The organism is Yoonia sp., assembly GCF_965660735.1.
GTDB lineage: Bacteria > Pseudomonadota > Alphaproteobacteria > Rhodobacterales > Rhodobacteraceae > Yoonia.
The window spans coordinates 1-22,396 of record NZ_CBFIBD010000001.1 but is presented as its reverse complement, the minus strand read 5'-3'; the positions used below and the strand labels follow the sequence as shown (position 1 = coordinate 22,396).

Here is a 22,396-nt window from a genome sequence, read left to right as displayed (position 1 = left end):
TGCCGAAATACGATTACTTCAGACGGTATGCACATGAAAAAAGACGGACCCAAAGGCCCGCCTTTTCTATGTCGCCGATCGAAACCGGCCGTAACTTGCGTTACGATTAGTTGTTTGCAGCAGCTGCGATCAGCAGTGCGGCCAGCACACCCAGGATCACATAGGTGCTGTTTACGGAAGAACCGGCAGGTGCCATTTCTTCTTCAACAACAACAACGGGGGCTTCCATAACTTCAGGGGACAGGCCGCCAGCATTGGCAGCAACACCGGAAACAGCAAAAGCTGCGGCGGCAAGAGTAGTTGTAAGGCGCATGTCGGTACTCCAATTAATGCACGGGTGGTTAATGCTTCGAGAAGCGGTCCACATTGTTGCATTAAATCAGTCTGCTACGGAAAATCCAAGTATTATCACGAAGGATCAGAATACATCAATTTGCAGGTATCCGGCATCAGGCGCGACAGCTTGCAAGCTGCGAATGATCGTTCCACGTGCATTTACCCAATAAATATTGGTGAATCTGAGGTTTCCACCTACACATTCTTCCTCAAAACGGACGGAATTGAGGGTTTGTTGTAGCCTTTCTATGGCTTCGGGCCCTTGCGAAGCGATGCGGCACTGCAACAGTTGCACGGAAATTGCATCAAGATCTGTAAGATATTCATGCGTTCGTTGCGCATTTCCGCCCCCTGCACGGATCGCCTGGCGTGTTCCGACGGCATCGGCGCCCATCAAATCACGCGGCAAACCGCGTGTCGCCACCATGATCCCATCTTCGAGTGTCAGACTTATGTTGCTGCCGTTCACCCATGTGACCCGCGTGCCGTTGTGCGCCGATTGCACCATCGTATCCCACTGGTCGATGTTGCGGATGTTGACCCGCAGGTATTGGCCGGGGTTTGACAGCACCTGTTCCTGCGTAATGTCCAGACCCGACGGTGCGGGGGGCGGTGCCCCGCTGATCTGTGTTGTCGCAAGCGCGACGATCTGCGACGCGGTCCCGCCTTCTGCCAGTGGTCCGCAGGCTGTCAGCGCGATTGCTGCTGCGGCATAGATCAGTTTTTTCGCATTCATCGCCAGAACCGCCCCCATGTATCCGATAGATCGGCGGAATGTGCCTCGCGCACAAGGCCGTAAAGCCGCCCGTTCACGCCCAGCCGCGCCCCGCCATCGCCAATCTGTGTGCGCATTGCGGTGCCCAGGGTGGAACGCGTCGCAGCCCCCGTAAGGAAATCCTGCGGGATCGTCACGCTGATGCCCTTGCTGTAGGATCCATCGCCAAACTCTGAATAGGACATATCTGTCTGCGCTATATAGCCGCCGATCCGCACGCCGTTGTCAAATTCCCGGTCAAGCGACAGTGTTGCCCCCCAGTCACCGGCCAGATAGCGGCCCACATCCAGTTGGGTGTGATACCCGTTACCAAGGTCATAATAGGCCGACACATGTCCGGTCACCACGTCATAGTCATATTCATCGAAACCAAAGAGCATGTCCGTGTCGCGTTGCGCGGAATAGTTCAGTTCGGCCCCCAAGCCCAGCTGACTCTGGACCGGTTTCCACAGCAGTTCTGCCGATATCCCGCCGAACATCTGCTCCAGATAGCCGCCGGTGATGCGGCCATACAGATCGCGGCCGGGCCGCCCATAGTAACCCAGCGTCAGATTTTGCAGCACCGGCACGCCATCGTCACCGTAGTAGGTGGCATCGGTGCGCACATTCTGGATGTCCGGTGTGCTGTCGGGAACAGGGTCTTTCTTGTCTGCGGTGATCAGGCTTTGCCCGATCGCACCGGCCAAGACCAGATTGGGTTGCAGTCTGTAAATCCCGCCCAGGCTCAACCCTGCATCGATCGTGACAGATCCGCCGCTGGCGGCGGGCACGACCGCGAAATAAGGCCCAAGCCCCCATTCAAAAGCGGGTATGCTTGCTGGCAGGTCGGACAGACCGCTGGCCAAATCTGCATCGGTGAACGCTGCCCTTTGATATAGCGCAGCCGCCGCCCCCGGCCGGTTTTCCAGCTGTTCCAGATCAGAGCGCCGGATCGTCGTGGCCGAAAGCGGGATGCCGTTTGCCTCCGGCTCGAGGGTGAACACGTCGACTGCGGGGGGCAAGACCTGTGTCATCATCCGGGCGGTGCGGCCCATTGCCTGCGCCTGTGATCTGTATCGCGTGTTGATATACCGCGCGCGCGCGGTATCGCCGTTTATCTCCAGATCGGTCAGCGTGATCCCTTCGTTTTCCAACAAGGTGGCCAGCGCGCTGCGCAGGGCGGCTGGCGGCGCGGCATCCCGATCCCACGACCGGCCATTCACCGCGCGGGCGTTGACGGGTGGGGGTGCGGATTCGCGCCCCGACAGGCCGGGCCGGTTGTTGGCATTCAGATAAAGCGACCCGGACAGCGCAAGGCGATTGCCATAAAGATACCCCAGACCCAGCTGGACACCGTTCATGGGCTGATATGTCAGCCCCAGATTATACGGGCTGTCGGTGTCAATTGCGGGTTTGAACGGCGTTTCGGGATAGGCGTTGGATGAATATTCTGCCTTGATGCCCCATTGATCGTTGATCTGGTATTCAAGACCGCCAAAAAGGGCGGCGTCACCGCGAAACCACTGGTCAGAGGCAAGCTGTCCTTCCGGTTCGGCCTCATCAAAAATTGGGCGGGTATCGAAGCTGGCAATCGGGTTGGTGAACCCGTCGCGGGTGCCCAGTGCGCCCCAGCCGATCCCGGCGGTCACGGTCAGATTGTCGCCCAACGATTTGGACGCAACCAGATATTCCGCCCCCAGCCGCCCCGGCGTCAGGATATCCTGCAAGCCGATGGCGACCGATGGCAGATAGGCGGTTTCATCATTGAACCGATAGCGCAGGTCAAAGCTGCGCTCGAATTCACCGTCAAGGATGCCGGTGGTCGGATCGTCGTATAGGTCGATAAACGCATATCGCAGACTAAGCGACAGATTGTCGGTCGCCTGAAAGGTCAGCGTGGTGCGGCCAAGCCCTTTGGCATAACCAAGAGTAAGGGCGAGCGCACCCTGATCGGCGCTTTGGGCGGTCGGCATTTCCAATAGGCCGGGGGTGCCGTTCAGCGAATAAGTGACGCCGGCGTCCTGCGCAACGGCGGCTCCGCTTGTGAGCATGACCAGCATCGCGGTCGGGCAAAGGGCACTGCGCATTCTTAAAACTCCTGCCTGTTCGCGAACAGGTCTAACGTGCCTGCCCCGGTTTTGGAATCCCGAAAGCCGGGTCGGCGAACGACGCGGGCCTGCTGCATCAGCGGGCCTTTGCATGGCGCGCGGCAGCCTGCCCCGCCCAGCGCCCGGTCGCAAGGCAACCGGTGATCAGGTAACCACCGGTCGGGGCCTCCCAATCCAGCATCTCACCGGCGCAGAAAACGCCGGGCCTGTCGTGCAGCATCAGATCATCGGTCAGCGCGTCGAAACGCACGCCGCCGGTAGTCGAAATCGCTTCGTCCATCGGGCGGGGGCCTGCATGGAGGATCGGCAGCGCCTTGATCAGCGGCGCCAGATCATCGGGGAACGGCCGCCCGAATTCAGAGAGCAGCGCGATACGCAGCGGATCCAGCCGCAGCGCCTTGCGCAGATGGTTTGACAGGCTGGCCTTGCCGCGCGGTTTTTGCAGGGCGGCGCGGACCCGGTCCTGCGGCCAGTCGGGCAGCAGGTCGATGAACAGCGGCGCCCCTTCCCGCATCGCCTGCGAAACGCTGTAAATCCCGCCCCCTTCGATCCCGCGCGCGGAAATGATGCATTCGCCGCGGCTGGTCAAATCGCCCGCATGCAGTGCGACGGATTTGACGGGCTGCCCCAGAAACCGCGCCATGTGATCGGACCAATCCACAACGAACCCCATATTGGCCGGGGCAAAGGGGGCCACCGCATCTGTCAGAAACCGCGTCCATTGTCCGTCAGACCCCAACCGCGCCCAACTTGCCCCGCCCAACGCCAGAACGGTGACGCGTGGTGCCACCGTCACGCGCCCCTGGGGCGTATCGAACAGCGTCTGCGCCCCGTCCCATCCGCACCAGCGCCAGCGGGTGCGCAAGGTGACCCCACTGTCGCCAAGCCGCGCCAGCCATGCCCGCAACAACGGCGAGGCCTTCATCACGGTTGGAAACACCCGGCCTGTCGATCCGGTGAACAACGGCTGGCCCAGCCCCGTGGCCCAGTGCATCACCGCATCGGGTCCGAAATCGGCCACCGCGCGGCGCATCACGTCAGGTGCGGTGCCATAGGCGGCCAGAAAATCGGCGGTTTTTTCTTGCTTGGTCAGGTTGAGACCCGATTTACCCGCCATCAGAAATTTGCGCCCGACAGACGGCATGGCGTCCGCGACGGTGACGCTCAGACCTGCCTGCGCCAATTCCTCTGCGGCCATCAGACCTGCCGGGCCAGCCCCGATGATCAGCGCATCCGTCATCCGGTCAGCCGCTTGATCCCGGCGATATGGGCGGGGTCCGCCTGCAAGGCATCCTGTGCCAGTGCGGTCGCGCGATTTTGCAAGACATCCGGGTCAGCAGTTTCGTCGATCAGGCCCCAATTCAGCGCGTCCCGTGCCACGATTTTCTGACCTGCCATCAGAATCATCTTGGTCCGCGCCGGGCCGATCAGGGCGGTCATGCGGGCAGGGTCGGACGGTTGCGGCAGAAAGCCCAGCTTCATCACCGGATAAAAGAATTTCGCCCCCGGCACCGCGATCCGCAGATCACAGGCCAGCACCATGCCGAACGCGCCACCCGCAACGGTGCCATTCAGCGCCGCAATCGTCAGACATGGCAGTGCGGCGATAGCACCTGACAGCCGTTCCCACACAGGGTCCGTCGCCAGACCGGCGCGCGCGGCATCAAGGTCGGCGCCGGCGCTGAATACCTTGCCTGTGCCGGTAAGGATCAGCGCCTTGGCGTCCTGCGCATCCTCTGCAATTTCAGCCAGCTCAACCAGCATGTCGCGGGTCAGCGCGCCCGCCTTGTCGGGCCGGTCGATGGTGGCCGTCCATAAGGCGTCGTTCCGGTCAAGGTGGATCATGCAAGGCCGACCTTTTGCCGGATATCGTCATCACGCAAACTGATATCGGTGCCCAGAAACCCGTCAGCCGCGCCAGTGCACATCCACAGCAGCGCCTGCGCGGGCCATTCGGGCGGGATGTGATCGGACCAGTCCAACTGGCTGACAGGGTTGATACCCGACGCCTTGATTTCACGCTGCATGTCGGTGGCGACGGTGCCGGGCGAAAGGCCCATGATGCGCAACCCTTTTTCGCGGGCCTCAAGGTCGGCCGCGCGGGTCAGCATATAGGCACCGGCCTTGGACGCGCAGTAGGCCGACCAGCCCTCGACCGGGCCATGTGCGGCACCTGATGAAATCGTGATGATCGTGCCGTGCCCCTGTGCGATCATGCCGGGCATCGTGGCGCGCATCCCGTGCATCACGCCTTTCAGGTTGATATCGATGGTGCGCGACCAGTCGTCAGGGTCGTTTTCGACCAGATGACCGATCGGATCGATCACACCGGCATTGCCGATCAGCACATCAAGCCCGCCAAATGTCTGGGCGGTGGCCGACACTGCGGCCTCTACTTCGGCATATCGCGACACGTCACAGGGGATGGCCAACGCCTTTTCCCCGATTTCACCCGCCAGATCGGCGATGATGTCGGTGCTGCGTGCGACCAGCGCCACATTGGCACCGGCATCGGCAAAGGCGCGGGCAGTTGCGGCACCGATCCCCCGGCTGGCGCCGGTGATCAGCACGGTTTTGCCGGCCATGTTATACTTTTTCACTTTTGTCCCTTTCGGTCTACCTGTGGGGTCATTAGTTAGTGGTTCGTCATTTCCGCACCTTGAAGCATAGTGCAAGGCATGGATTCGTCTCAAAGGGATAAAACGAAAGGTATTCGAATGACCTATATCAACGGAATGCGCGGCGCCGCATGTATCGCAGCACTTTTCGCCGGCGGTGTTGCACAGGCCGACGTGACCGCAGCCCAGGTTTGGGAAGACTGGAAAGCGCAGCTTGCCCTTTATGGCGAGGACAGCGTGTCTATCGGCAGCGAAGAAACCAGTGCCGGCACGGTCACTGTCCGTGATCTGGCGCTGAGCACGGATGACGGTCAGACGACCGTTGCGGTCGTTCTGGGTGATCTGGTGTTTTCAGAACGGGGCGATGGCACGGTCAGTGTGGCGATGGCCGACAGCTATCCAATCACGATCGTCGATGAAGACGGGGTCGTCATTACCGCGCAGGTCAGCCAGTCAGGGCTGGATATGATCGTCGGCGGCAATCCCGACGACCTGCGCTATGATATTTCTGCCGACCGTTATGAAATTGCGCTTTTGGACGTCGTGAATGGCGACATCACGTTTACCGGCGATGTCAGCGCCATCGCGAATGATATCACGGGCACCTACACCAGCAGCACCGCTGAAATGCGCAATATTACCTATGCGCTGGATGTGACATCGCTTGAATTGCTGGTTGATGTGCAGGTGCCGGGCGACGATGGGGGCTATGTGACTGCTAGTGGCCAGATCAATGATATGGGCGTTGCTGCCGATATCTCGATTCCGTTGGACGCGGATCTTGAGGATCCGGACACCCTGATTTCTGATGGTTTTGCCGTCGCGGGCGGGTATACCATCGGCAATGCCGCCTATGTTTTCGACATCGAAGCCGAGGGCGACCGTGTAGCAGGTTCGATCAGCACCGGCGCGGGCAGGCTGGATGCGACGCTGAATGCTGAAACCGTCGCCTATGATGCACAGACTACCGATATTGCAGTGAACCTGTCGGTGCCCGATTTACCCTTCCCCGTCGAATTTGGATTGGCAGAATACGGTCTTGGCTTTGCGATGCCCGTGGCACAGTCGGAAGACCCCGCCGATTTCAGTCTGAACCTTGATCTGATCGACCTGACCGTCAATGGCATGATCTGGGATATGTTTGATCCGGGCAGTGTGCTGCCCCGTGATCCCGCCACGATCCAGCTGGATGTGACTGGAACAGCCACCCCGATGTTTGATCTCATGGACCCGGCGCAGGCCGACGCAATTGACGATGCCGCGATGCCTGTCGCACTCAACAGCATGACGCTGAAGAATCTGCGCATCGCTCTTGCGGGGGCGCTGATCACGGGGTCTGGTAATTTCACATTTGACAACAGTGACTTGCAGACATTCGATGGTATGCCTCGCCCCGAGGGCGAAGCGTTGATCGAAATCATCGGACTGAACGGGCTGATGGACAACCTGGCAACGATGGGGCTGATCCCGCAGGATCAGATCATGGGCGGCCGGATGATGCTGGGCATGTTTGCCCGTGCCACTGGCGACGATCAACTGGAAAGCCGGGTTCAGGTGAACGCGGAAGGGCAAGTGATCGTGAACGGCCAGCGCCTGCGCTGAACCCTGCAAGCAGATTGGCGGCGCGGCGGGAAACCGTCGCGCCGCGCCTGTTTGCGCTTGCCAAAACGGCGATACATGGGCGGTGGACTTGCGGCTTGTGCTGCTGCGCACTACCTCAGGTGCGAACAAAGGACACGTCATGACCCAATCTCTTTCTGATCTGACACAGCAACTATTGGATGCAGCCCGCAACGCCGGTGCGGATGGGGCTGACGCGATTGCCGTTGATGGCACTTCCCTGTCGATTTCGGTGCGCGGCGGCGCGCTGGAACAGGCCGATCGGTCCGAAGGGGTCGATGTCGGCCTACGCGTGCTGGTCGGACAACGGCAGGCCTGTGTGTCGTCATCCGACACAAACCCCGAAACCATAGCCCAGATGGCGGCCCGTGCCGTAACCATGGCCCGCGAAGCGCCCGAAGACCCGTTTGCCGGCCTTGCGGATGCCGCGCAGCTTGCCACCGATACCGACAGCACGACGCTTCAGCTTTTTGATCCGACGGAAGAACCCGACCCCGCTGCCTTGCAGGATGATGCCACGCAGGCCGAGGCAGCGGCCCTGCGCAATCCCGGTGTCAGCCAGGTGCAGTCCGCATCTGCGGGCTATGGGCGGACGCGGGTGCATCTGGCGGCATCCAACGGCTTTTCGGGCGGCTATACCCGCACCGAACGCGGGCTGTCCTGCGTCGCGATCAGTGGTGCTGGCAATGGGATGGAACGGGATTACGACTATGACAGCCGGATTTTCCAATCCGATCTGCGCAGCGCCGATGCCATCGGCACACAGGCTGCTGCGCGTGCGGTCGAACGGGCCGGTGCCAGACGGCCCAAGACAGGCGCCTATCCTGTGATCTTCGATGAACGCGTCGCCAGTTCGCTGATCGGCAGCCTGCTGCAAGCGACCAACGGGATGATGATCGCGCGCGGGTCAAGCTGGCTGCGCGATGCGCTGGGCGAACAGGTGCTGCCAAAGGGATTGTCTCTGATCGAAGACCCGCGCCGACCGCGTGCATCCGGTTCGCGCATGTTCGATGCGGAAGGTCTGCCAACCGCGCGCCGTGCCATTGTGGATGATGGCGTGCTGACGGGCTGGACGCTTGATCTGGCGACAGGCCGCAAACTCGGCCTGCAAAGCACGGCGAACGCCGCACGCGGCACCGGCGCGCCGCCATCGCCCAGCGTCAGCAATGTGGCCCTGACCCAAGGCACGCAAAGCCGCGATGACCTGCTGCGCGAGATGGGCACCGGCCTGCTGATCACCTCGATGATCGGGTCCACGATCAACCCCAACACAGGCGATTATTCGCGCGGGGCTGCCGGGTTCTGGGTGGAAAACGGCGAACTGGCCTATCCGGTCAATGAATGCACCGTTGCGGGCAATCTGCGCGACATGCTGATGCGGATCACGCCGGCCAATGATGCGCGCACCTATCTGTCGCGTGTCGTGCCGTCGTTAATGGTCGAGGGGCTGACACTTGCCGGTGACTGATCTTGCCCTGCTGGTGGACGCAGCGCGCGTGGCGGGCACCATCGCAAAAGGGTATTTTGGAAACGACCCTGCGGTAACTGACAAACCCGCCGGTGCCGGACCCGTGACCGAGGCTGATCTGGCTGTAAACCTGATGCTGCATGAAACGCTGGCCACCGCGCGGCCTGACTATGGCTGGCTTTCCGAAGAATCAGAGGATAGCGCACACCGCCTGACCACCCACCGGCAATTCGTGATCGACCCGATTGACGGCACCCGTGCCTTTATCGCGGGCAGCGACGACTGGGCACATTCGCTGGCTGTGGTTGAAGGCGGGCAGGTTGTGGCGGCGGCCGTTTACCTGCCGATGCGCGACCTGATGTTCGCCGCAACGCGCGGTGGCGGTGCGACGGTGAACGACCTGCCCGCAAAGGTCACGCCAGCCGTGTTGGACGGTGCCACCATTCTGGGAACAAAGCCAAATTTCGAAGGCCGTTTCTGGCAGCGCGGTATGGTGCCGCCGATCAAGCGGGCATTCCGGTCATCATTGGCCTATCGACTGTGCCTTGTGGCGCAAGGCCGGTTTGATGGCATGATGACCCTGCGCCCCAGTTGGGAGTGGGATATCGCCGCCGGTGCCCTGATCGCATCCGAGGCAGGCGCAACCGTGACCGACCAATCGGGTCTGCCGCTCATGTTCAATAATCCGCATCCACAGGTGCCCGGTGTCCTTGCTGCCGGACCCGAACTTCACGCTGGATTGGCCCAGCGGCTTGAGCCGCCGCAAGTAAACGCTTAGGGTGCGCCCAACAGTCAACACAAAGGGGTTTTTCCCATGACACAGCGCTTGCATCTTGTTTTTGGCGGCGAACTTATCGACCCGACCCGGAATGCCTTTAAGAATGTTGACGCGATCGACATCGTTGGCATGTTTCCGAATTATGAAGCAGCCTATAACGCCTGGAAATCAGCCGCCCAGCGCACCGTGGACGATGCGCATATGCGCTATTTCATTGCCCATATTCACCGCCTGCGGGACGAAAAGGTCGAAGCCTCGCCGACCGAAGAGCTTGGATCCTGATACAAACACATGGCGCGAGCGCTATCCATTGCGGCCTATCTGGCAGAGTTGGGGACCTCTGATAGCTCTGACAAACTTGCCCTTCAACCGCCACGACCACAGGGCGTCCTGATCTGGGCGCGCTGCTGCGATCCTGGACAGCTGACGGCGATCGAGACACTGAACCGCAAGCTGGCAGAAGACGGCGACCCGGTCAGTGTGATTGCCACTGTGACGCAGTGGGATGTATCCCTTTCAGGGCGGGCACTTGCCGAGCCGCGAGGAAAGGATAACATCCGCGCCTTTATCGCACATTGGCGTCCGGCCATGGTGATATGGGTCCGCGGTAACCTTGACCTGATCATCCTGGAACAGGTGCGAGTTGCCCGGATTCCGTCAATGCTCGTCAATGCATCCGCCGATGGGCTTGAACTGACCACAGGCAACTGGGTGCCCGGTGTAATGCGATCTGTTCTGCCGCAGTTCGACGCCGTGCTGACGCTTGATCAGGAAGCTGCGGAAAAGCTGATCCGCGCAGGGGCAAGACCCAGCAGTGTGCGTGTCAGTGGCGCAATGGAAGACTGCGCGCCACCCTTGCCTTGTCAGCAGGAGGAACGGCAGAAGCTGGCCGCAGCAATCGGGACGCGCCCGACGTGGCTGGCCGCCAACGCAGACCTGGATGAATGTGTCGATCTTTGTGCCGCGCATGTCACGGCCAGTCGGCGGGCCCATCGTCTGTTGCTGATCGTGGTCCCCCGCGTCGGCTCTGATGCCCGGGAATTCGCAGAAAAGATGCGTGCAGCGGGCCTGCATGTCGCGCTGCGTTCGCATGAATCGGAACCGTCTGATCCGACACAGGTCTATGTGGTGGATACTGAAAGCGAACTGGGACTTTGGTATCGGATTTCACCGATTACCTATCTGGGCGGCACGTTGCACGGTGCGCCCTGTCGCGACCCGTTCGAGGCGGCTACCCTTGGTTCTGCGCTCTTGTATGGTCCGCGCGTCGCGCCGTTTGAAAAACATGCGGCGCGTCTGAACGCCGCCGGTGCATCGCAGTTGATCCGGTCCGGCGCGCATCTGGGCCCGAATGTCGAAGATTTGCTGGCCACCGACAAGGCGGCGGCGCTGGCCCTTGCAGCGTGGGATGTAACCTCGCGCGGGGCGGATGTGACAAACCGGATCGTCAGCCTGATTCAGCGCCGCCTGTCAGCACTGGGTTATTAGATGCCTGCTCCCGCCTTTTGGTTCACCCCGCCGGACAGGCCCGCCGCGATAGCACGGTTGCTTGCGCCGCTAGGCTGGCTTTATGCGCGCGCGACGGCACAGCGGGTCGGCAAGTCCGGCGGGTACCGCGCGGGCGTGCCGGTAATCTGCATTGGCAACATCAATGTTGGCGGCACCGGCAAGACACCGACAACGATTGCGCTGATCGAACGGTTGGGCGCGTGCGGGCAGGTGCCGCATGTGGTCAGCCGTGGCTATGGCGGATCGCTGACAGGGCCGGTGCGCGTGGATGAACGTGCGCACTCTGCCGGCCAAACCGGGGACGAGCCGCTATTGCTGGCCGCTTTTGCACCAACCTGGGTGGCCAAGGATCGCGCCGCTGGCGTGAAACAGGCCGAGGCGGCGGGTGCCACGGTCATCTTGCTGGATGACGGGTTTCAGAATCCAACGGTGGTCAAGGATCTGTCGCTTGTCGTGGTCGATGCGCTGCGCGGCTTTGGAAACGGGCGGGTGCTACCTGCCGGTCCGCTGCGCGAAAGCGTTTGCGTCGGGTTGAAACGTGCCGATCTGGTGCTGTCCATCGGCCCGCCTGCCGCACAGGATAAATTTGCCGCTGAATGGCCGCTGGATTTGCCGGTGATGCAAGGGCACCTTGCCCCTTTGCCTACGGGCATGCCGTGGCGCGATTTGCGGCTTTTGGCCTTTGCCGGCATCGGGCACCCCGAAAAATTCTTTGTCACGCTGCGCGATATGGGGGCCGATGTCGTCCGGGCCGAGGCACTTTCGGATCACCAGCCCCTCACCGAGGCGCTGATGAAACGACTGGAGATCGAGGCGAAAGCGCGGGGCGCACAATTGGTAACCACCGAGAAGGACGCGGTGCGTCTGCCCGACAGTTTTCGCACCAAGGTGCTGACCCTTCCAGTGCGGCTTCAGGTGGTGGACTGGTCGCCGCTTGATGCGGCATTGGACAGGCTGGGGCTGTCCAGCATGTCCTGATCGCTGCCCAATGTCGGCGATGGTCGCGTTGGCATCACGTCGGCGTCTGAAAAAGAAATCGGCAACCGCACCGAGGGCACCCCGTCCAGATCGACCTGCATCCGCCGGTGGATGATCTGTGGATCGGCAAACACCTCTGCCATGTCATTGATCGGGCCTGCGGGAACGCCGTGCGCTGCACAGGCGGCAAGCAGATCGGCCTTGGTCAATTTCACAGTTTCATCAGTGAGCAGGATCGCCAGCGCATCGCGGTTTGCCAGTCGTGCCTGATTGGTGGCATAGGCCGGATCATCGGCCAGTGCGGGCACGCCCAGCAAGTTGCAGAATTTGCGGTATTGTCCGTCATTGCCGCTGGCCACGATGATATAGCCGTCGGCACAGTCAAACACCTGATAAGGCACGATATTGGGGTGTGCGTTGCCCATCCGCTGCGGCGGTTTGCCCGTGACCAGATAATTCATCGCCTGATTGGTCATGACTGCCGTGGCCACATCCAGCAGTGCCATGTCGATATGCTGGCCCCGTCCGGTGGTCTGGCGCTGGTGGACAGCGGCCAGAATACCGGTGCTGGCATAGATACCCGTGAAAATATCCGTGACCGCAACGCCTACCTTTTGTGGTTGGCCGTCCGGGTCGCCGGTGACTGACATCAGCCCCGACATGCCCTGAATGATATAGTCATATCCCGCGCGTTCGGCATAAGGCCCGGTCTGCCCAAAGCCGGTGATCGAACAATAGATCAGGCGGGGGTTCAATGCCGACAGGCTGGCATAGTCCAGCCCGTATTTAGCCAGACCGCCAACCTTGAAATTCTCGATCAGGATATCGGCATCAGCGACCAGCCTGCGCACCTGTTCCTGCCCTTCGGGTGTGCGAAAGTCGATGACGACAGATTTCTTGCCACGGTTGCAGCTATGGAAATAGGCGGCCGTCACCTCATTGTCATGATCCACGAACGGCGGCCCCCACTGGCGGGTGTCATCGCCAGCGGGGCTTTCGACCTTGATAACCTCGGCGCCAAGATCGGCAAGCGTCTGGCCCGCCATCGGGCCGGCCAGCACGCGGGCCAGCTCGATCACCTTCAGGTCGGCAAGCGGCTGCATCAGCCGATCTTTTCGTCCAGCACGCTGGCGAATTCGTCATAGGCCATGTTGGAATATTTTTCACCGTCGATCATGAAACTTGGCGTGCCGGTGATCCCGTCACGATCCGCGTTTTCCTGATACCATGTGAACAGCGCCTCTGCCTTTGGTCCGTTGCTCAGGCAGGCATCAAGGGCGGCATCATCCAGACCGGCGGTCTTGGCCAATGTGCGCAGATCCTGAATGATCGTGCCTGGATCACCGCTTGCCAGCCATTGACGTTGCTTTTCATACAGCACTTCGCTGATGCCGAAAAAGAAGTCTGTATCTTCGGGGCAGCGCGCGATCATCGACGCCCAAAGGCCGGGGCGGTCGAAATATACCTCGCGGTAGACGAACCGGATCTTGCCGGTGTCGATATAATTCGCCTTGAGCGATTGATACTGGTTCGCGTGAAACGACGCACAATGCGGGCAGGTAAATGATGCGTATTCGATCACTTCGACCGCAGCATCAGGGTTGCCCTGCACCATGTCCATGACCTCGGGCAGCGCGCCGTCCGCCGTTTGTGCGTTTGCCGCACCGGGCAGCAGGCCGGTTTCCGGGTCGGGCCGTGTGACAGCCCAGCCAGCGCCAAGGGCGACCAAAGCACCGCCACCGACAGTCAAAAGAGTTCTACGTTCCATGTTCACCTCTGATCAGGGTTTTCGTTTCGATAGGACATTTGCGCCCAATGCCGCAAGCGCTGTACGCAGGTCGTCGTTTTCTACATCGTCAGATAGCGCCCTTGCCGCTGATTGCACGGCCGGATCGGGGGTGCGGGCGGTTTTCGGCGCAGGCGCAAAGGCCACGCGCCCATCGGCAAAGCCTGTGGGTGCTGTTTGCGTAATCCGCACGCGGGCAATTGCGCGATAGCCATAGCAGGCGTTCACCTTTTCGCGGATCTGGTCTTTTTGCATTTCCAGCATCGGGGCCTGCGCGCCCGTGGTCAGCAAGACCAGCGTCGCCCCCATGCCGCCCCGGCCATAGCTGATGTTCACCGGCGTTGCGATCTGGGCTGTCGCCTCGCCCACCACCTCTGCCCAATGTGTCAGCAGGCGGGTCACGGCAAAGCCGCGCTCTTCGCTGGCTGCGCGGATGCGCGGCTGAAGCAATGTCGCCGCGCGGGAAAATCCCCGGGTTGTGCTGGTGTGGCGTGGCTGTTTCATGTCAGTGCACTATCTAAGCTATCTGGCTGGCCACACCAGCATAACCGTGTTGCAGGGGAAATAAACATTGCGTGACCAAAGTGCCGTTTTGCTGGATTGGTATGATGTTCATGCCCGCGATATGCCGTGGCGTGTGCCGCCTGCCGCGCGCAAGGCAGGTGTATTGCCCGACCCATACGCGGTATGGCTGTCCGAGGTCATGTTGCAGCAAACCACCGTGGCCGCCGTGCGCGATTACCACCGCAAGTTCATGGCGCTGTGGCCCACTGTCGCCACACTGGCAGCGGCAGACGATGCGGATGTGATGGCTGCATGGGCCGGCCTTGGATATTACGCCCGCGCCCGCAACCTGCTGAAATGCGCCCGCGCCGTTGTCGCGGACCACGGTGGCGCGTTTCCCGACACATACGACGTGCTGCTGACCTTGCCCGGCATCGGCCCCTATACGGCGGCGGCCATTGCGGCGATTGCCTTTGACAGACCGGAAACCGTGGTGGATGGCAATGTCGAACGGGTGATGGCGCGACTGCATGATGTACACGCGCCGCTGCCCGCCGCCAAGGCTGAACTGACAGCACTCGCCCGCGCCCTGACCCCGATGGCCCGGGCCGGCGACTATGCACAGGCCGTCATGGATCTGGGCGCGACGATCTGCAGCCCGCGCAGTCCGGCATGCGGGATTTGCCCGTGGCGCGACCCTTGCAAGGCACGGGTTGCCGGAACGGCCACTGAATTGCCCCGGAAAACACCCAAGAAAAAGACCCCGACCCGTTTTGGTATCGCCTATGTCGCCCGCCGCGATGACGGTGCATGGCTGTTGGAAACCCGCCCGCAAAGCGGGCTTTTGGGCGGGATGCTGGGTTGGCCCGGTTCGGATTGGTCGGACGATCCCGACCCGGCGCCGCCGATGACTGCCGACTGGGCCGCGCTGGATGCAGAGGCGCGCCATACGTTCACCCACTTTCACCTGCGGCTGAAAATCATGACCGCAAAGGTCGCAACGGACGCCAGCCCCGACCGTGGGCAGTTCATGCCGCTTAGCCCTGCCGCCTTGCCCACCGTAATGCGCAAGGTCTATGATATGGTAGCCGTGACGTTACGCCACGATTGAGTGTGACCCGCCCACAAACCTAGACTTGCACCATGACATCCCTGCCCGCCACACCCGCCGTTTCGCGCCTGTCAGCCGCGCTGCCTTTCTGGCTTTCGCTTGCGCTGGTGCCTGTCGCTGTTCTGGCGGCGATGCAGGGCGGCTGGACGATCCTGCTTTTGCCGGTGTCCACGTGGTATCTTTTCACCGGGCTGGATTTCGTCGTCGGGCTGGACACCAGAAACCCTGATCCCGCCACCCCTGAAAGCCGACTTTTCTGGCACAAGCTCATCACGCTGGTCTGGGTGCCTGTGCAACTGATCACGATTTTCGGGATCCTGGTCTATGTGACGGCAGCGGACCATCTGGGCCTGTTTGAACAATGGGCACTGTTTGCCGGTCTTGGCGTGTTGTCCGGCACCATCGGCATTACCTATGCCCATGAACTGATGCACCAGAAACCCAAAAGCGAGCGCTGGCTGGCTGATATCCTGCTGGCGTCCGTGCTTTATTCGCATTTCCGGTCCGAACACCTTTTGGTGCATCACCGCTACGTCGGCACGCCGCGCGATCCTGTGACGGCGCGATATGGCGAAAGTTTTTGGCGGTTCTTTCCGCGTGTCCTGTGGCAATGCCTTGTGTCTGCGTTCAACGCGGAAAAGGCGATGCTGGCCCGCAAGGGGTTGCCGTGGTGGCACCGATCCAACCCGTTCATGCGTTACTGGGCACTGCAAGCGTTGTTTATCCTGCTTGCGGCGCTGATCGGGGGGTGGTGGGGCGTATTCCTGTTCGCGACACAGGCGTTCTGGGCGGTTTTCCAGCTTGAACTGGTGAATTATGTTGAGCACTACGGGCTGACGCGCAAACATCTGGGTGATGGCAAATACGAACATGTCAAACCACGTCATTCGTGGAACGCGTCGCAAAAGGCATCGAACTGGCTGTTGATCAACCTGCAACGCCATTCCGACCATCATTACAAACCAAACCGGCGCTTTCCACTATTACAGACCTACGACGCGGATGAAGCCCCGCAACTGCCCTTTGGCTACCCGATCATGACAATGGCCGCACTGTTACCAAGGATCTGGCGCAAGGTCATGCACCCGCGCCTGCAGGCATGGCGCGTTCATTATTACCCCGAAATCACGGATTGGACTGCCTACAAGACCGCCAGCAACCCAGCCCCGAAATAAAAAACCCCGCCATCACATCGGATGGCGGGGACAAAGTTAGTGCCCGCGGACCATCCCACCATGGAATGGTTTGCCGCAGGCACCGGCGGTATCTTTTGTGAAAACTAGTGTTTGGCCATTTCCGACCGGATCTGTTGGCGCAGCAGATCAATGGGCACTTTCTGCCCGTCGCGCTTGAACTGCCAATAGGTCCAGCCGTTGCAGCTTGGCGCGCCTTCCAGATGCGCACCGACCTGATGGATCGACCCCTTGATGTCATCCCCGATCAGCGTGCCGTCGGCGCGGACCTTGGCCTTGTGACGGCCGTTCATGCTCCACAATTCTTCGCCCGGCCGCAACAGGCCGCGTTCGACCAGCACGCCAAAGGCGACGCGCGGCTCAGATCGCTTCGACGTGGACACCTCAAGCGCCTCTTTGTCGAATTTCCGGGTATTCCTGATCCGCTTTTCGGCGACCGCGCGATACGCGGCCTCGCGTTCGATGCCGATGAAATCGCGGCCGAGCATTTTGGCCACAGCCCCGGTTGTGCCCGTCCCGAAAAACGGATCCAGCACGACATCACCGGGGTTGGTGGTGGCAACCAGAACGCGGTGCAAAAGCGACTGCGGTTTCTGTGTGGGGTGGGCTTTCTCGCCCTCATCGTTCTTCAAACGCTCATGCCCGGTGCAGATCGGCAGAACCCAGTCGGATCGCATTTGCACGCCTTCGTTCAGCGCCTTCAGGGCTTCGTAGTTGAACGTATATTTGCTGGCTTCTTCCTTGGACGCCCAGATCAGCGTTTCATGCGCATTTGTCAGGCGCTTGCCGCGAAAGTTGGGCATCGGGTTGGACTTGCGCCAGACCACGTCATTCAAAATCCAGAAACCCTGATTTTGCAGCTCGGCACCCATGCGGAACACGTTGTGATAGCTGCCGATCACCCAGATCGCGCCATTGGGTTTCAGCAGGCGGCGCGCAGCGGCCAGCCAGTCGCGGGTGAACCGGTCATAAACGGCAAAGCTGTCGAACTGGTCCCATGCGTCATCGACCGCATCCACCTTGGAATTGTCGGGGCGATGCAGATCGCCCTTTAATTGCAGGTTATAGGGTGGGTCGGCAAAGATCAGGTCAACCGAACCCGCAGGCAGGCTGTTCATGACTTCAATGCAGTCACCGTCCACAATCGTATTGAGCGGGAGCGTGGAAGCCCCTTTTGCTTTCGTCTTAATCGTCATTTTCTGCCTCTGATCCCCGGCGGGTGGCCCGCTCTTTGGTTGTCCCTAATGTGAGTCAGAGGCGATTCGGTGTCAAAAGCTTTTTTGAATCAGTGACTTACGAATTAATCTTGATACAAGATATTGTGCACCGGCTTAAACGAACGTCTATGGTGTGGGGTGAGACCAAGATTTATCAGCGCCGACTTATGCGTCGCTGTGGGGTATCCGGCGTTTTTGTCCCAGCCATAGCCCGGAAACTGTTGCGCCAAATCCACCATGTGTCTGTCGCGCCACACCTTGGCCACGATGGACGCGGCGGAAATAGACAGGCTGCGCGTATCGCCCTTGATCACGGCCTCGCATGAGATGGTGATGCCGCGGGGGATCAGGTTGCCGTCGATCAGCAGGTGATCGGGGGTATGGGACAGCCCGGCGATGGCGCGGACCATCGCGATGTGTGACGCGCGCAAGATGTTATGGGTGTCAATCTCTGCCACTGTTGCCGCCGCTATGCAGACATCAGCGTCACGCATGATCTGATCGAAAAGCGCGTCGCGCCGCGTGGCGGTCAGTTTCTTGCTGTCGTTCATGCCAGGCGGAACGCGGGCCGGGTCCAGAACAACGGCGGCGGCCACGACCGGCCCGGCCAGCGGGCCGCGGCCGACCTCGTCGATACCGGCGACACGTGACAGGCCACGGGTTTGTGCTGCTATCTCGAAACTGAAATCGGGGTGTGTCATGTGGTCAGTGACCAGAACAGCACCGCAGGATCAAGCAAAAAGGGGCAAAGGGCGTAACTGAACCCTTTGCCCCAAGGTAGCGCGGCAACCGGGGCAAGGAGCCGCGCCGCAGGTCAACGCCTTAGTGGCGCTGATCCGATCTGTAGCCCGCCTCGCGCAGGCACAGCGGGTCATACCCCTGACGTGGGCCGTTGCTGGTGAAAACGCGGACGGCGCAGCGGGCGGGCAGGCTGTTCACATGGCGGTAATTCCGCGCCAGACAACGCTGCACGAACATCCGTTGCGTGCCAAAGCGGGTTTCGACGCCGCGCAGACATTCACGGGGCAGCGCCCGACGATCATTGTCACGGTTCAACTGACCCCAGCCATGACCACGGTTACCCTGCACCACCGGGGCGCGATCGTGCCGGTCATGGACCTGCGTGGCCGGTGCGTCGGGTTTGCGGTTTTCAAGGACGGCATTCAATGCGGCAATGGCGGCCAGACCGATCAGCAGTTTGCCGGCCTCTTCACGGCTGAACCCTTCGGCGTGGGCGGGGGCAACGGTGGCGAATGTCAGGGCAAGCGCGGTAAGGCCTGCAATCAGGGGCTTGATCATTTGTTCATCCTTTCGGTTCATGCGTCATGTTGTGACGTTGGTGAACCGAGTTGGCGTGAACCCGCGCTGCCAGACAATAACGGGGGATGGCTATGCGATGGCAGCCGCGATAACATCGGGCGTTATTGAATATCAGGTCAGTGCGGGATCAGGTTGGCAGCATGAAACATCTTTCCTTCTCATTTCTGATCCTTTGCCTGACAGCTGGTGCGGCCTCTGCGGATTGTTATGCCGATTACAAGGCGAAACGTGATGATCCCTTGCGCCTGCATTATGGTGTGGCGGCTGTGCGCGGTGACTGCGATACGCGATCTGCTGCGGAACAGCTGCGCCCCCGGCTGGCCGCTGACGGGTGGCAACTGCTGAATGTGCTTGGTGTCTTTGACGAATCCGGGCTGGATGAAAGAAAGGAAAGCGCGGGTGAATACTTCCTCCGCTACTGAAGTGCGCGCAATCGGCAACAGGATTGTCATTGCGGGCATCGCTACGATTTTTGCGATTCTGGCGATTGCCGCGATCTTGCTGATCGTCAACCTGCCTGACGCCAATGCGTTCAATATGCGGGTTGAACGGCTGTTCGTCGAAAATGACACGCTGACTGGCAATGCCGAAATCAAGCTGCTTGAAATCCTGGCCGGATCGGGCACCGCGTTTTCGGATACGCTGGCGTCTTACCGTTTCGTCATATTTGTCTTGCTGGTCTTTGCGACCGCGATGCTGATTGCCGCGATTGCATTCCTGGTGATGCTGATCGCGCTGAACCGGCGTATGGGTCTGATCGAACGGCAGGGGATCACCGTGAATTCCCTCCTGATCAGCCGCGACCAGAAATCGGTTTACCTGAACAATTTCGAATTCAAACTGACCGAAGCCGCGATTGAAACCCTGTCCGTGCTGGCCGAGGCGCGGATGGACGATGAGGTTTTATCCGGCGCCGAGATCGAGGGCGTGATTTCGGGCCGCGATGCGTCCGATTGTGACGAAGCCGCAGGCGCCACCCGCATCAAACGCCTGCGCGACACGCTGGGCAACCAGATGGTCAGCGAACTGCTGGTCAAGAATATCGCGCGCAAGGGCTATATGCTGGCCATCGACAAAACCGTGATCCGGATGCTGTAGGTGATGCGCCGGACACCAGTGAGGTGTCGTTCTTTCAAGCCTGTCATTTCGTCGCGATCATTGGGTCGGGCGACGTGACCCAAAGTCAACTATTTGGCAACACTTGTCGGCAATTCTGCAAATTGTCACCTTTCGCGAACACATCCGCCACAATTCATTCACATTTCCCCGCGAGGTAAACCGCATCTAAGCGTGAGCAAATCAACGTAGGTGCAGTGATGCGGCAGCCCGGCCAGTATGAGCCGGTTTGCCGTATCCATCAGGAGAAAAAAAGAATGAATCGGACTACCTTTCATCATGCGGGGAAGCTGGCGGCCATCGCATTTGTCGGCAGTGTGACCTTTGCAAGTTTCGCAAGTGCCGCCGAAGTGACGCTGCAATCAAGCGACGGCACGGTGAACATGACGGGCGAATTTGTCGACTTTCGGGACAACGCGTATATTATCGCAACTGCGCTGGGCGAGCTGCGGGTCGCTGCCAACCGGGTCAGCTGCAAGGGCGATGCCTGCCCCAATCTGAATACAAACGACGCCGATATCGTCGCTTCGGGTTCCGATGTTGTGGGGGTCGGCCTGATGCCGTTGCTGCTGGAAGGGTATGCCGGATCGCTTGGCGCTGCCGCGACACTTGGCAATGCAACGGGATCCAATGCTATCTTTGCCAGCCTGACCGCCGAGGAAGGTTTCGGCGATGAAATCGCCTCTTTCCTCGTGATGTCCAGCAGCGAAAATGCCGCATTTTCCGATCTGCTGAACGCGACGTCCGAAATTGCCATGTCCTCGCGCCGTATCCTGCCGGATGAAGCACGCAGCCTGCGCGATGCGGGTGCAGGGAACATGATCAGCCCAAGCCAGGAACATATCATCGCCGTTGATAGCCTTGTGGTCATCACGCACCCCGACAACCCGGTCGAAAGCCTGTCTACCGAACAGCTTCGTGGAATCTACAGCGGTCAGATCACCAACTGGTCCGAAGTGGGCGGCCCCGATCTGCCGATCACATTTGTCGGTCGCGAGGCCGAAACAGGCAGCCGTGTCGTTTTCGAAGACCGCATCTTTGGTGGCGAACCAGCCACACTGACGCCAGACGCACAGCTCGCCGCCTCGAACAGTGATGTCGCACAGGCAGTCAACAGCGACAAAGGCGCTGTCGGCGTCGTGGGCTATGCGTTTCAACGTGGCGCGAAGCCGCTGGAGATCGTGAATGAATGTGGAATCCGGATGCGGCCCGATGCCTTTTCCGCCCGCACAGAGGAATACGCCCTACAGCGGCGTCTTTATCTTTACAGCCGTGAAGATACGGCCAGTGCTGAATCACGTGGTTTTCTGGATTTCGTGACATCAGACAGGGCCGACGGGCTGATCGGCAAGGCCGGGTTCATCGGCTTTGGTGTCGACCGTCGGGAACAGTCGCTGGAAGAAGGACGCGCGCTGGCGCTGCTTGACCCCAACGCCGACCCGTATGAGGCACAATTCATGCGCGACATGTTGGGCCGGATGGCCGAATACGACCGCCTGTCGACCACGTTCCGTTTCCGCACCGGGTCTTCCCGGCTTGATGAGCGGGGCCAGATCGACCTTGCACGTCTGGTGGCATACCTTGCGGATCAGCCCGAAGGATCGGAAATCCTGCTGGTTGGTTTCACGGATGACGTGGGTGAATTCGACGGCAATCGCGGCCTGTCCGAAGGGCGCGCTGCGCAGATGGTCGAAGAAATCCGCGCTGCCGCAGGAAACCGCCTTGATGGGATGACCATGAGTTCGGTCGGCTACGGAGAGATCGCACCCTCTGGCTGCAATATTGATCAGGAAGGTCGCCGCATCAACCGCCGTGTCGAGGTGTGGATCAAGTCGCCCGTATGATCCGGTCAGCAATTTGGAAAACGTGCAAGATTAACCGCGAGCATCCAGATGGTGCAACTGCGGGGCTGCCAATGCAGACACCCGCAGCCCAACCTGCACAGACCGATGACAGCGGGACAGCGCACGACAGAGGAAA

Annotated in this window: 23 protein-coding genes; 11 read left to right on the top strand and 12 right to left on the bottom strand. The window is 60.4% G+C overall.

Features of this window, described 5'->3' with window-relative positions:
- Nucleotides 1–106: 106 nt before the first annotated feature.
- The 6 genes from ACTG4B_RS00115 to ACTG4B_RS00090 form a co-directional block, all read right to left on the bottom strand.
- The gene (locus ACTG4B_RS00115; RefSeq protein ID WP_439153630.1) at nucleotides 107–313 is read right to left on the bottom strand and encodes a hypothetical protein; all 207 of its coding nucleotides are present in this window, start codon (nucleotides 311–313) and stop codon (nucleotides 107–109) included.
- Between the two features lie 105 nt (nucleotides 314–418).
- Nucleotides 419–1,072 (bottom strand): YjbF family lipoprotein, encoded by a 654-nt coding sequence (locus ACTG4B_RS00110; RefSeq protein WP_439153629.1) that lies wholly within the window; start codon nucleotides 1,070–1,072, stop codon nucleotides 419–421.
- Nucleotides 1,069–3,177, bottom strand: coding sequence for a YjbH domain-containing protein (locus tag ACTG4B_RS00105; RefSeq protein ID WP_439153628.1), 2,109 nt, complete (start codon nucleotides 3,175–3,177; stop codon nucleotides 1,069–1,071). Before ACTG4B_RS00105 ends, ACTG4B_RS00110 begins: the two co-directional genes overlap by 4 nt.
- Nucleotides 3,178–3,274: 97 nt before the next feature.
- Nucleotides 3,275–4,438, bottom strand: coding sequence for a TIGR03862 family flavoprotein (locus ACTG4B_RS00100; RefSeq protein WP_439153627.1), 1,164 nt, complete (start codon nucleotides 4,436–4,438; stop codon nucleotides 3,275–3,277).
- On the bottom strand, nucleotides 4,435–5,043 hold the full coding sequence (locus tag ACTG4B_RS00095) for an enoyl-CoA hydratase/isomerase family protein (RefSeq protein WP_439153626.1): 609 nt from the start codon (nucleotides 5,041–5,043) through the stop codon (nucleotides 4,435–4,437). Before ACTG4B_RS00095 ends, ACTG4B_RS00100 begins: the two co-directional genes overlap by 4 nt.
- Nucleotides 5,040–5,783 carry an SDR family oxidoreductase gene (locus ACTG4B_RS00090; protein WP_439153852.1) on the bottom strand — a complete coding sequence of 248 codons (744 nt, stop codon included), beginning with the start codon at nucleotides 5,781–5,783 and terminating at the stop codon, nucleotides 5,040–5,042. The genes ACTG4B_RS00095 and ACTG4B_RS00090 overlap by 4 nt, the downstream gene beginning before the upstream one ends.
- Before the next feature lie 132 nt (nucleotides 5,784–5,915).
- On the opposite strand from ACTG4B_RS00090, the gene ACTG4B_RS00085 reads away from it, so the two are divergent.
- From ACTG4B_RS00085 to lpxK, 6 genes are all read left to right on the top strand, one after another.
- Nucleotides 5,916–7,418 carry a DUF2125 domain-containing protein gene (locus ACTG4B_RS00085; protein ID WP_439153625.1) on the top strand — a complete coding sequence of 501 codons (1,503 nt, stop codon included), beginning with the start codon at nucleotides 5,916–5,918 and terminating at the stop codon, nucleotides 7,416–7,418.
- A 139-nt stretch (nucleotides 7,419–7,557) separates the two neighbouring features.
- Entirely contained in the window at nucleotides 7,558–8,904 is a 1,347-nt protein-coding gene (locus ACTG4B_RS00080; protein WP_439153624.1) for a TldD/PmbA family protein, read from the top strand.
- Nucleotides 8,891–9,682, top strand: a complete 792-nt coding sequence (locus tag ACTG4B_RS00075; protein ID WP_439153623.1) for a 3'(2'),5'-bisphosphate nucleotidase CysQ — start codon at nucleotides 8,891–8,893, stop codon at nucleotides 9,680–9,682. Before ACTG4B_RS00080 ends, ACTG4B_RS00075 begins: the two co-directional genes overlap by 14 nt.
- 36 nt (nucleotides 9,683–9,718) lie before the next feature.
- The gene (locus ACTG4B_RS00070) at nucleotides 9,719–9,964 is read left to right on the top strand and encodes a DUF4170 domain-containing protein (protein WP_439153622.1); all 246 of its coding nucleotides are present in this window, start codon (nucleotides 9,719–9,721) and stop codon (nucleotides 9,962–9,964) included.
- Between the two features lie 9 nt (nucleotides 9,965–9,973).
- Complete coding sequence (locus tag ACTG4B_RS00065; protein WP_439153621.1) at nucleotides 9,974–11,170, top strand: 3-deoxy-D-manno-octulosonic acid transferase; 1,197 nt, start codon at nucleotides 9,974–9,976, stop codon at nucleotides 11,168–11,170.
- Nucleotides 11,171–12,169 (top strand): tetraacyldisaccharide 4'-kinase, encoded by a 999-nt coding sequence (gene lpxK, locus ACTG4B_RS00060; RefSeq protein ID WP_439153620.1) that lies wholly within the window; start codon nucleotides 11,171–11,173, stop codon nucleotides 12,167–12,169.
- Here the strand turns inward: lpxK and ACTG4B_RS00055 are convergent.
- Genes ACTG4B_RS00055 through ACTG4B_RS00045 form a run of 3 tightly spaced genes read right to left on the bottom strand, consistent with a single transcriptional unit; the run spans nucleotide 12,103 to nucleotide 14,459 of the window.
- The gene (locus ACTG4B_RS00055) at nucleotides 12,103–13,272 is read right to left on the bottom strand and encodes a CaiB/BaiF CoA transferase family protein (RefSeq protein WP_439153619.1); all 1,170 of its coding nucleotides are present in this window, start codon (nucleotides 13,270–13,272) and stop codon (nucleotides 12,103–12,105) included. The genes lpxK and ACTG4B_RS00055 overlap by 67 nt on opposite strands.
- The gene (locus ACTG4B_RS00050) at nucleotides 13,272–13,937 is read right to left on the bottom strand and encodes a DsbA family protein (protein ID WP_439153618.1); all 666 of its coding nucleotides are present in this window, start codon (nucleotides 13,935–13,937) and stop codon (nucleotides 13,272–13,274) included. The genes ACTG4B_RS00055 and ACTG4B_RS00050 overlap by 1 nt, the downstream gene beginning before the upstream one ends.
- Nucleotides 13,938–13,949: 12 nt before the next feature.
- Complete coding sequence (locus ACTG4B_RS00045; RefSeq protein ID WP_439153617.1) at nucleotides 13,950–14,459, bottom strand: DUF721 domain-containing protein; 510 nt, start codon at nucleotides 14,457–14,459, stop codon at nucleotides 13,950–13,952.
- 67 nt (nucleotides 14,460–14,526) lie between these two features.
- On the opposite strand from ACTG4B_RS00045, the gene mutY reads away from it, so the two are divergent.
- Both mutY and ACTG4B_RS00035 read left to right on the top strand, forming a co-directional pair.
- Nucleotides 14,527–15,570 (top strand): A/G-specific adenine glycosylase, encoded by a 1,044-nt coding sequence (gene mutY / locus ACTG4B_RS00040; protein ID WP_439153616.1) that lies wholly within the window; start codon nucleotides 14,527–14,529, stop codon nucleotides 15,568–15,570.
- A 32-nt stretch (nucleotides 15,571–15,602) separates the two neighbouring features.
- Entirely contained in the window at nucleotides 15,603–16,745 is a 1,143-nt protein-coding gene (locus ACTG4B_RS00035) for an alkane 1-monooxygenase (protein ID WP_439153615.1), read from the top strand.
- Between the two features lie 104 nt (nucleotides 16,746–16,849).
- Here ACTG4B_RS00035 and ACTG4B_RS00030 read toward each other — a convergent pair whose 3' ends face one another.
- The 3 genes from ACTG4B_RS00030 to ACTG4B_RS00020 all read right to left on the bottom strand — a co-directional run bounded on the left by ACTG4B_RS00030 (nucleotide 16,850) and on the right by ACTG4B_RS00020 (nucleotide 19,279).
- Nucleotides 16,850–17,959: a site-specific DNA-methyltransferase gene (locus ACTG4B_RS00030; protein WP_439153614.1), complete on the bottom strand. Its 1,110-nt coding sequence runs from the start codon at nucleotides 17,957–17,959 to the stop codon at nucleotides 16,850–16,852.
- Between the two features lie 104 nt (nucleotides 17,960–18,063).
- Entirely contained in the window at nucleotides 18,064–18,681 is a 618-nt protein-coding gene (locus tag ACTG4B_RS00025; protein WP_439153613.1) for a ribonuclease HII, read from the bottom strand.
- 121 nt (nucleotides 18,682–18,802) lie between these two features.
- Nucleotides 18,803–19,279 (bottom strand): hypothetical protein, encoded by a 477-nt coding sequence (locus tag ACTG4B_RS00020; protein ID WP_439153612.1) that lies wholly within the window; start codon nucleotides 19,277–19,279, stop codon nucleotides 18,803–18,805.
- Nucleotides 19,280–19,440: 161 nt separating this feature from the next.
- On the opposite strand from ACTG4B_RS00020, the gene ACTG4B_RS00015 reads away from it, so the two are divergent.
- From ACTG4B_RS00015 to ACTG4B_RS00005, 3 genes are all read left to right on the top strand, one after another.
- Nucleotides 19,441–19,722: a hypothetical protein gene (locus ACTG4B_RS00015; RefSeq protein ID WP_439153611.1), complete on the top strand. Its 282-nt coding sequence runs from the start codon at nucleotides 19,441–19,443 to the stop codon at nucleotides 19,720–19,722.
- Nucleotides 19,679–20,398 carry a winged helix-turn-helix domain-containing protein gene (locus ACTG4B_RS00010; RefSeq protein ID WP_439153610.1) on the top strand — a complete coding sequence of 240 codons (720 nt, stop codon included), beginning with the start codon at nucleotides 19,679–19,681 and terminating at the stop codon, nucleotides 20,396–20,398. The genes ACTG4B_RS00015 and ACTG4B_RS00010 overlap by 44 nt, the downstream gene beginning before the upstream one ends.
- A gap of 275 nt (nucleotides 20,399–20,673) precedes the next feature.
- Nucleotides 20,674–22,260, top strand: a complete 1,587-nt coding sequence (locus ACTG4B_RS00005; protein ID WP_439153609.1) for a phosphate ABC transporter substrate-binding/OmpA family protein — start codon at nucleotides 20,674–20,676, stop codon at nucleotides 22,258–22,260.
- Nucleotides 22,261–22,396: the final 136 nt, after the last annotated feature.

Bases quoted from the DNA above. Each gene is read 5' to 3' on its own strand.
- ACTG4B_RS00015 (WP_439153611.1), top strand. From the start codon at position 19,441: ATGAAACATCTTTCCTTCTCATTTCTGATCCTTTGCCTGACAGCTGGT.
- ACTG4B_RS00030 (WP_439153614.1), bottom strand. From the start codon at position 17,959: ATGACGATTAAGACGAAAGCAAAAGGGGCTTCCACGCTCCCGCTCAAT.
- ACTG4B_RS00100 (WP_439153627.1), bottom strand. From the start codon at position 4,438: ATGACGGATGCGCTGATCATCGGGGCTGGCCCGGCAGGTCTGATGGCC.
- ACTG4B_RS00035 (WP_439153615.1), top strand. From the start codon at position 15,603: ATGACATCCCTGCCCGCCACACCCGCCGTTTCGCGCCTGTCAGCCGCG.
- ACTG4B_RS00070 (WP_439153622.1), top strand. From the start codon at position 9,719: ATGACACAGCGCTTGCATCTTGTTTTTGGCGGCGAACTTATCGACCCG.
- ACTG4B_RS00115 (WP_439153630.1), bottom strand. From the start codon at position 313: ATGCGCCTTACAACTACTCTTGCCGCCGCAGCTTTTGCTGTTTCCGGT.
- lpxK (WP_439153620.1), top strand. From the start codon at position 11,171: ATGCCTGCTCCCGCCTTTTGGTTCACCCCGCCGGACAGGCCCGCCGCG.
- ACTG4B_RS00095 (WP_439153626.1), bottom strand. From the start codon at position 5,043: ATGATCCACCTTGACCGGAACGACGCCTTATGGACGGCCACCATCGAC.
- ACTG4B_RS00045 (WP_439153617.1), bottom strand. From the start codon at position 14,459: ATGAAACAGCCACGCCACACCAGCACAACCCGGGGATTTTCCCGCGCG.
- ACTG4B_RS00110 (WP_439153629.1), bottom strand. From the start codon at position 1,072: ATGAATGCGAAAAAACTGATCTATGCCGCAGCAGCAATCGCGCTGACA.
- ACTG4B_RS00050 (WP_439153618.1), bottom strand. From the start codon at position 13,937: ATGGAACGTAGAACTCTTTTGACTGTCGGTGGCGGTGCTTTGGTCGCC.
- ACTG4B_RS00025 (WP_439153613.1), bottom strand. From the start codon at position 18,681: ATGACACACCCCGATTTCAGTTTCGAGATAGCAGCACAAACCCGTGGC.
- ACTG4B_RS00105 (WP_439153628.1), bottom strand. From the start codon at position 3,177: ATGCGCAGTGCCCTTTGCCCGACCGCGATGCTGGTCATGCTCACAAGC.
- ACTG4B_RS00020 (WP_439153612.1), bottom strand. From the start codon at position 19,279: ATGATCAAGCCCCTGATTGCAGGCCTTACCGCGCTTGCCCTGACATTC.
- ACTG4B_RS00085 (WP_439153625.1), top strand. From the start codon at position 5,916: ATGACCTATATCAACGGAATGCGCGGCGCCGCATGTATCGCAGCACTT.
- ACTG4B_RS00005 (WP_439153609.1), top strand. From the start codon at position 20,674: ATGAATCGGACTACCTTTCATCATGCGGGGAAGCTGGCGGCCATCGCA.
- ACTG4B_RS00055 (WP_439153619.1), bottom strand. From the start codon at position 13,272: ATGCAGCCGCTTGCCGACCTGAAGGTGATCGAGCTGGCCCGCGTGCTG.
- ACTG4B_RS00080 (WP_439153624.1), top strand. From the start codon at position 7,558: ATGACCCAATCTCTTTCTGATCTGACACAGCAACTATTGGATGCAGCC.
- ACTG4B_RS00090 (WP_439153852.1), bottom strand. From the start codon at position 5,783: ATGGCCGGCAAAACCGTGCTGATCACCGGCGCCAGCCGGGGGATCGGT.
- ACTG4B_RS00065 (WP_439153621.1), top strand. From the start codon at position 9,974: ATGGCGCGAGCGCTATCCATTGCGGCCTATCTGGCAGAGTTGGGGACC.
- ACTG4B_RS00010 (WP_439153610.1), top strand. From the start codon at position 19,679: ATGAAAGAAAGGAAAGCGCGGGTGAATACTTCCTCCGCTACTGAAGTG.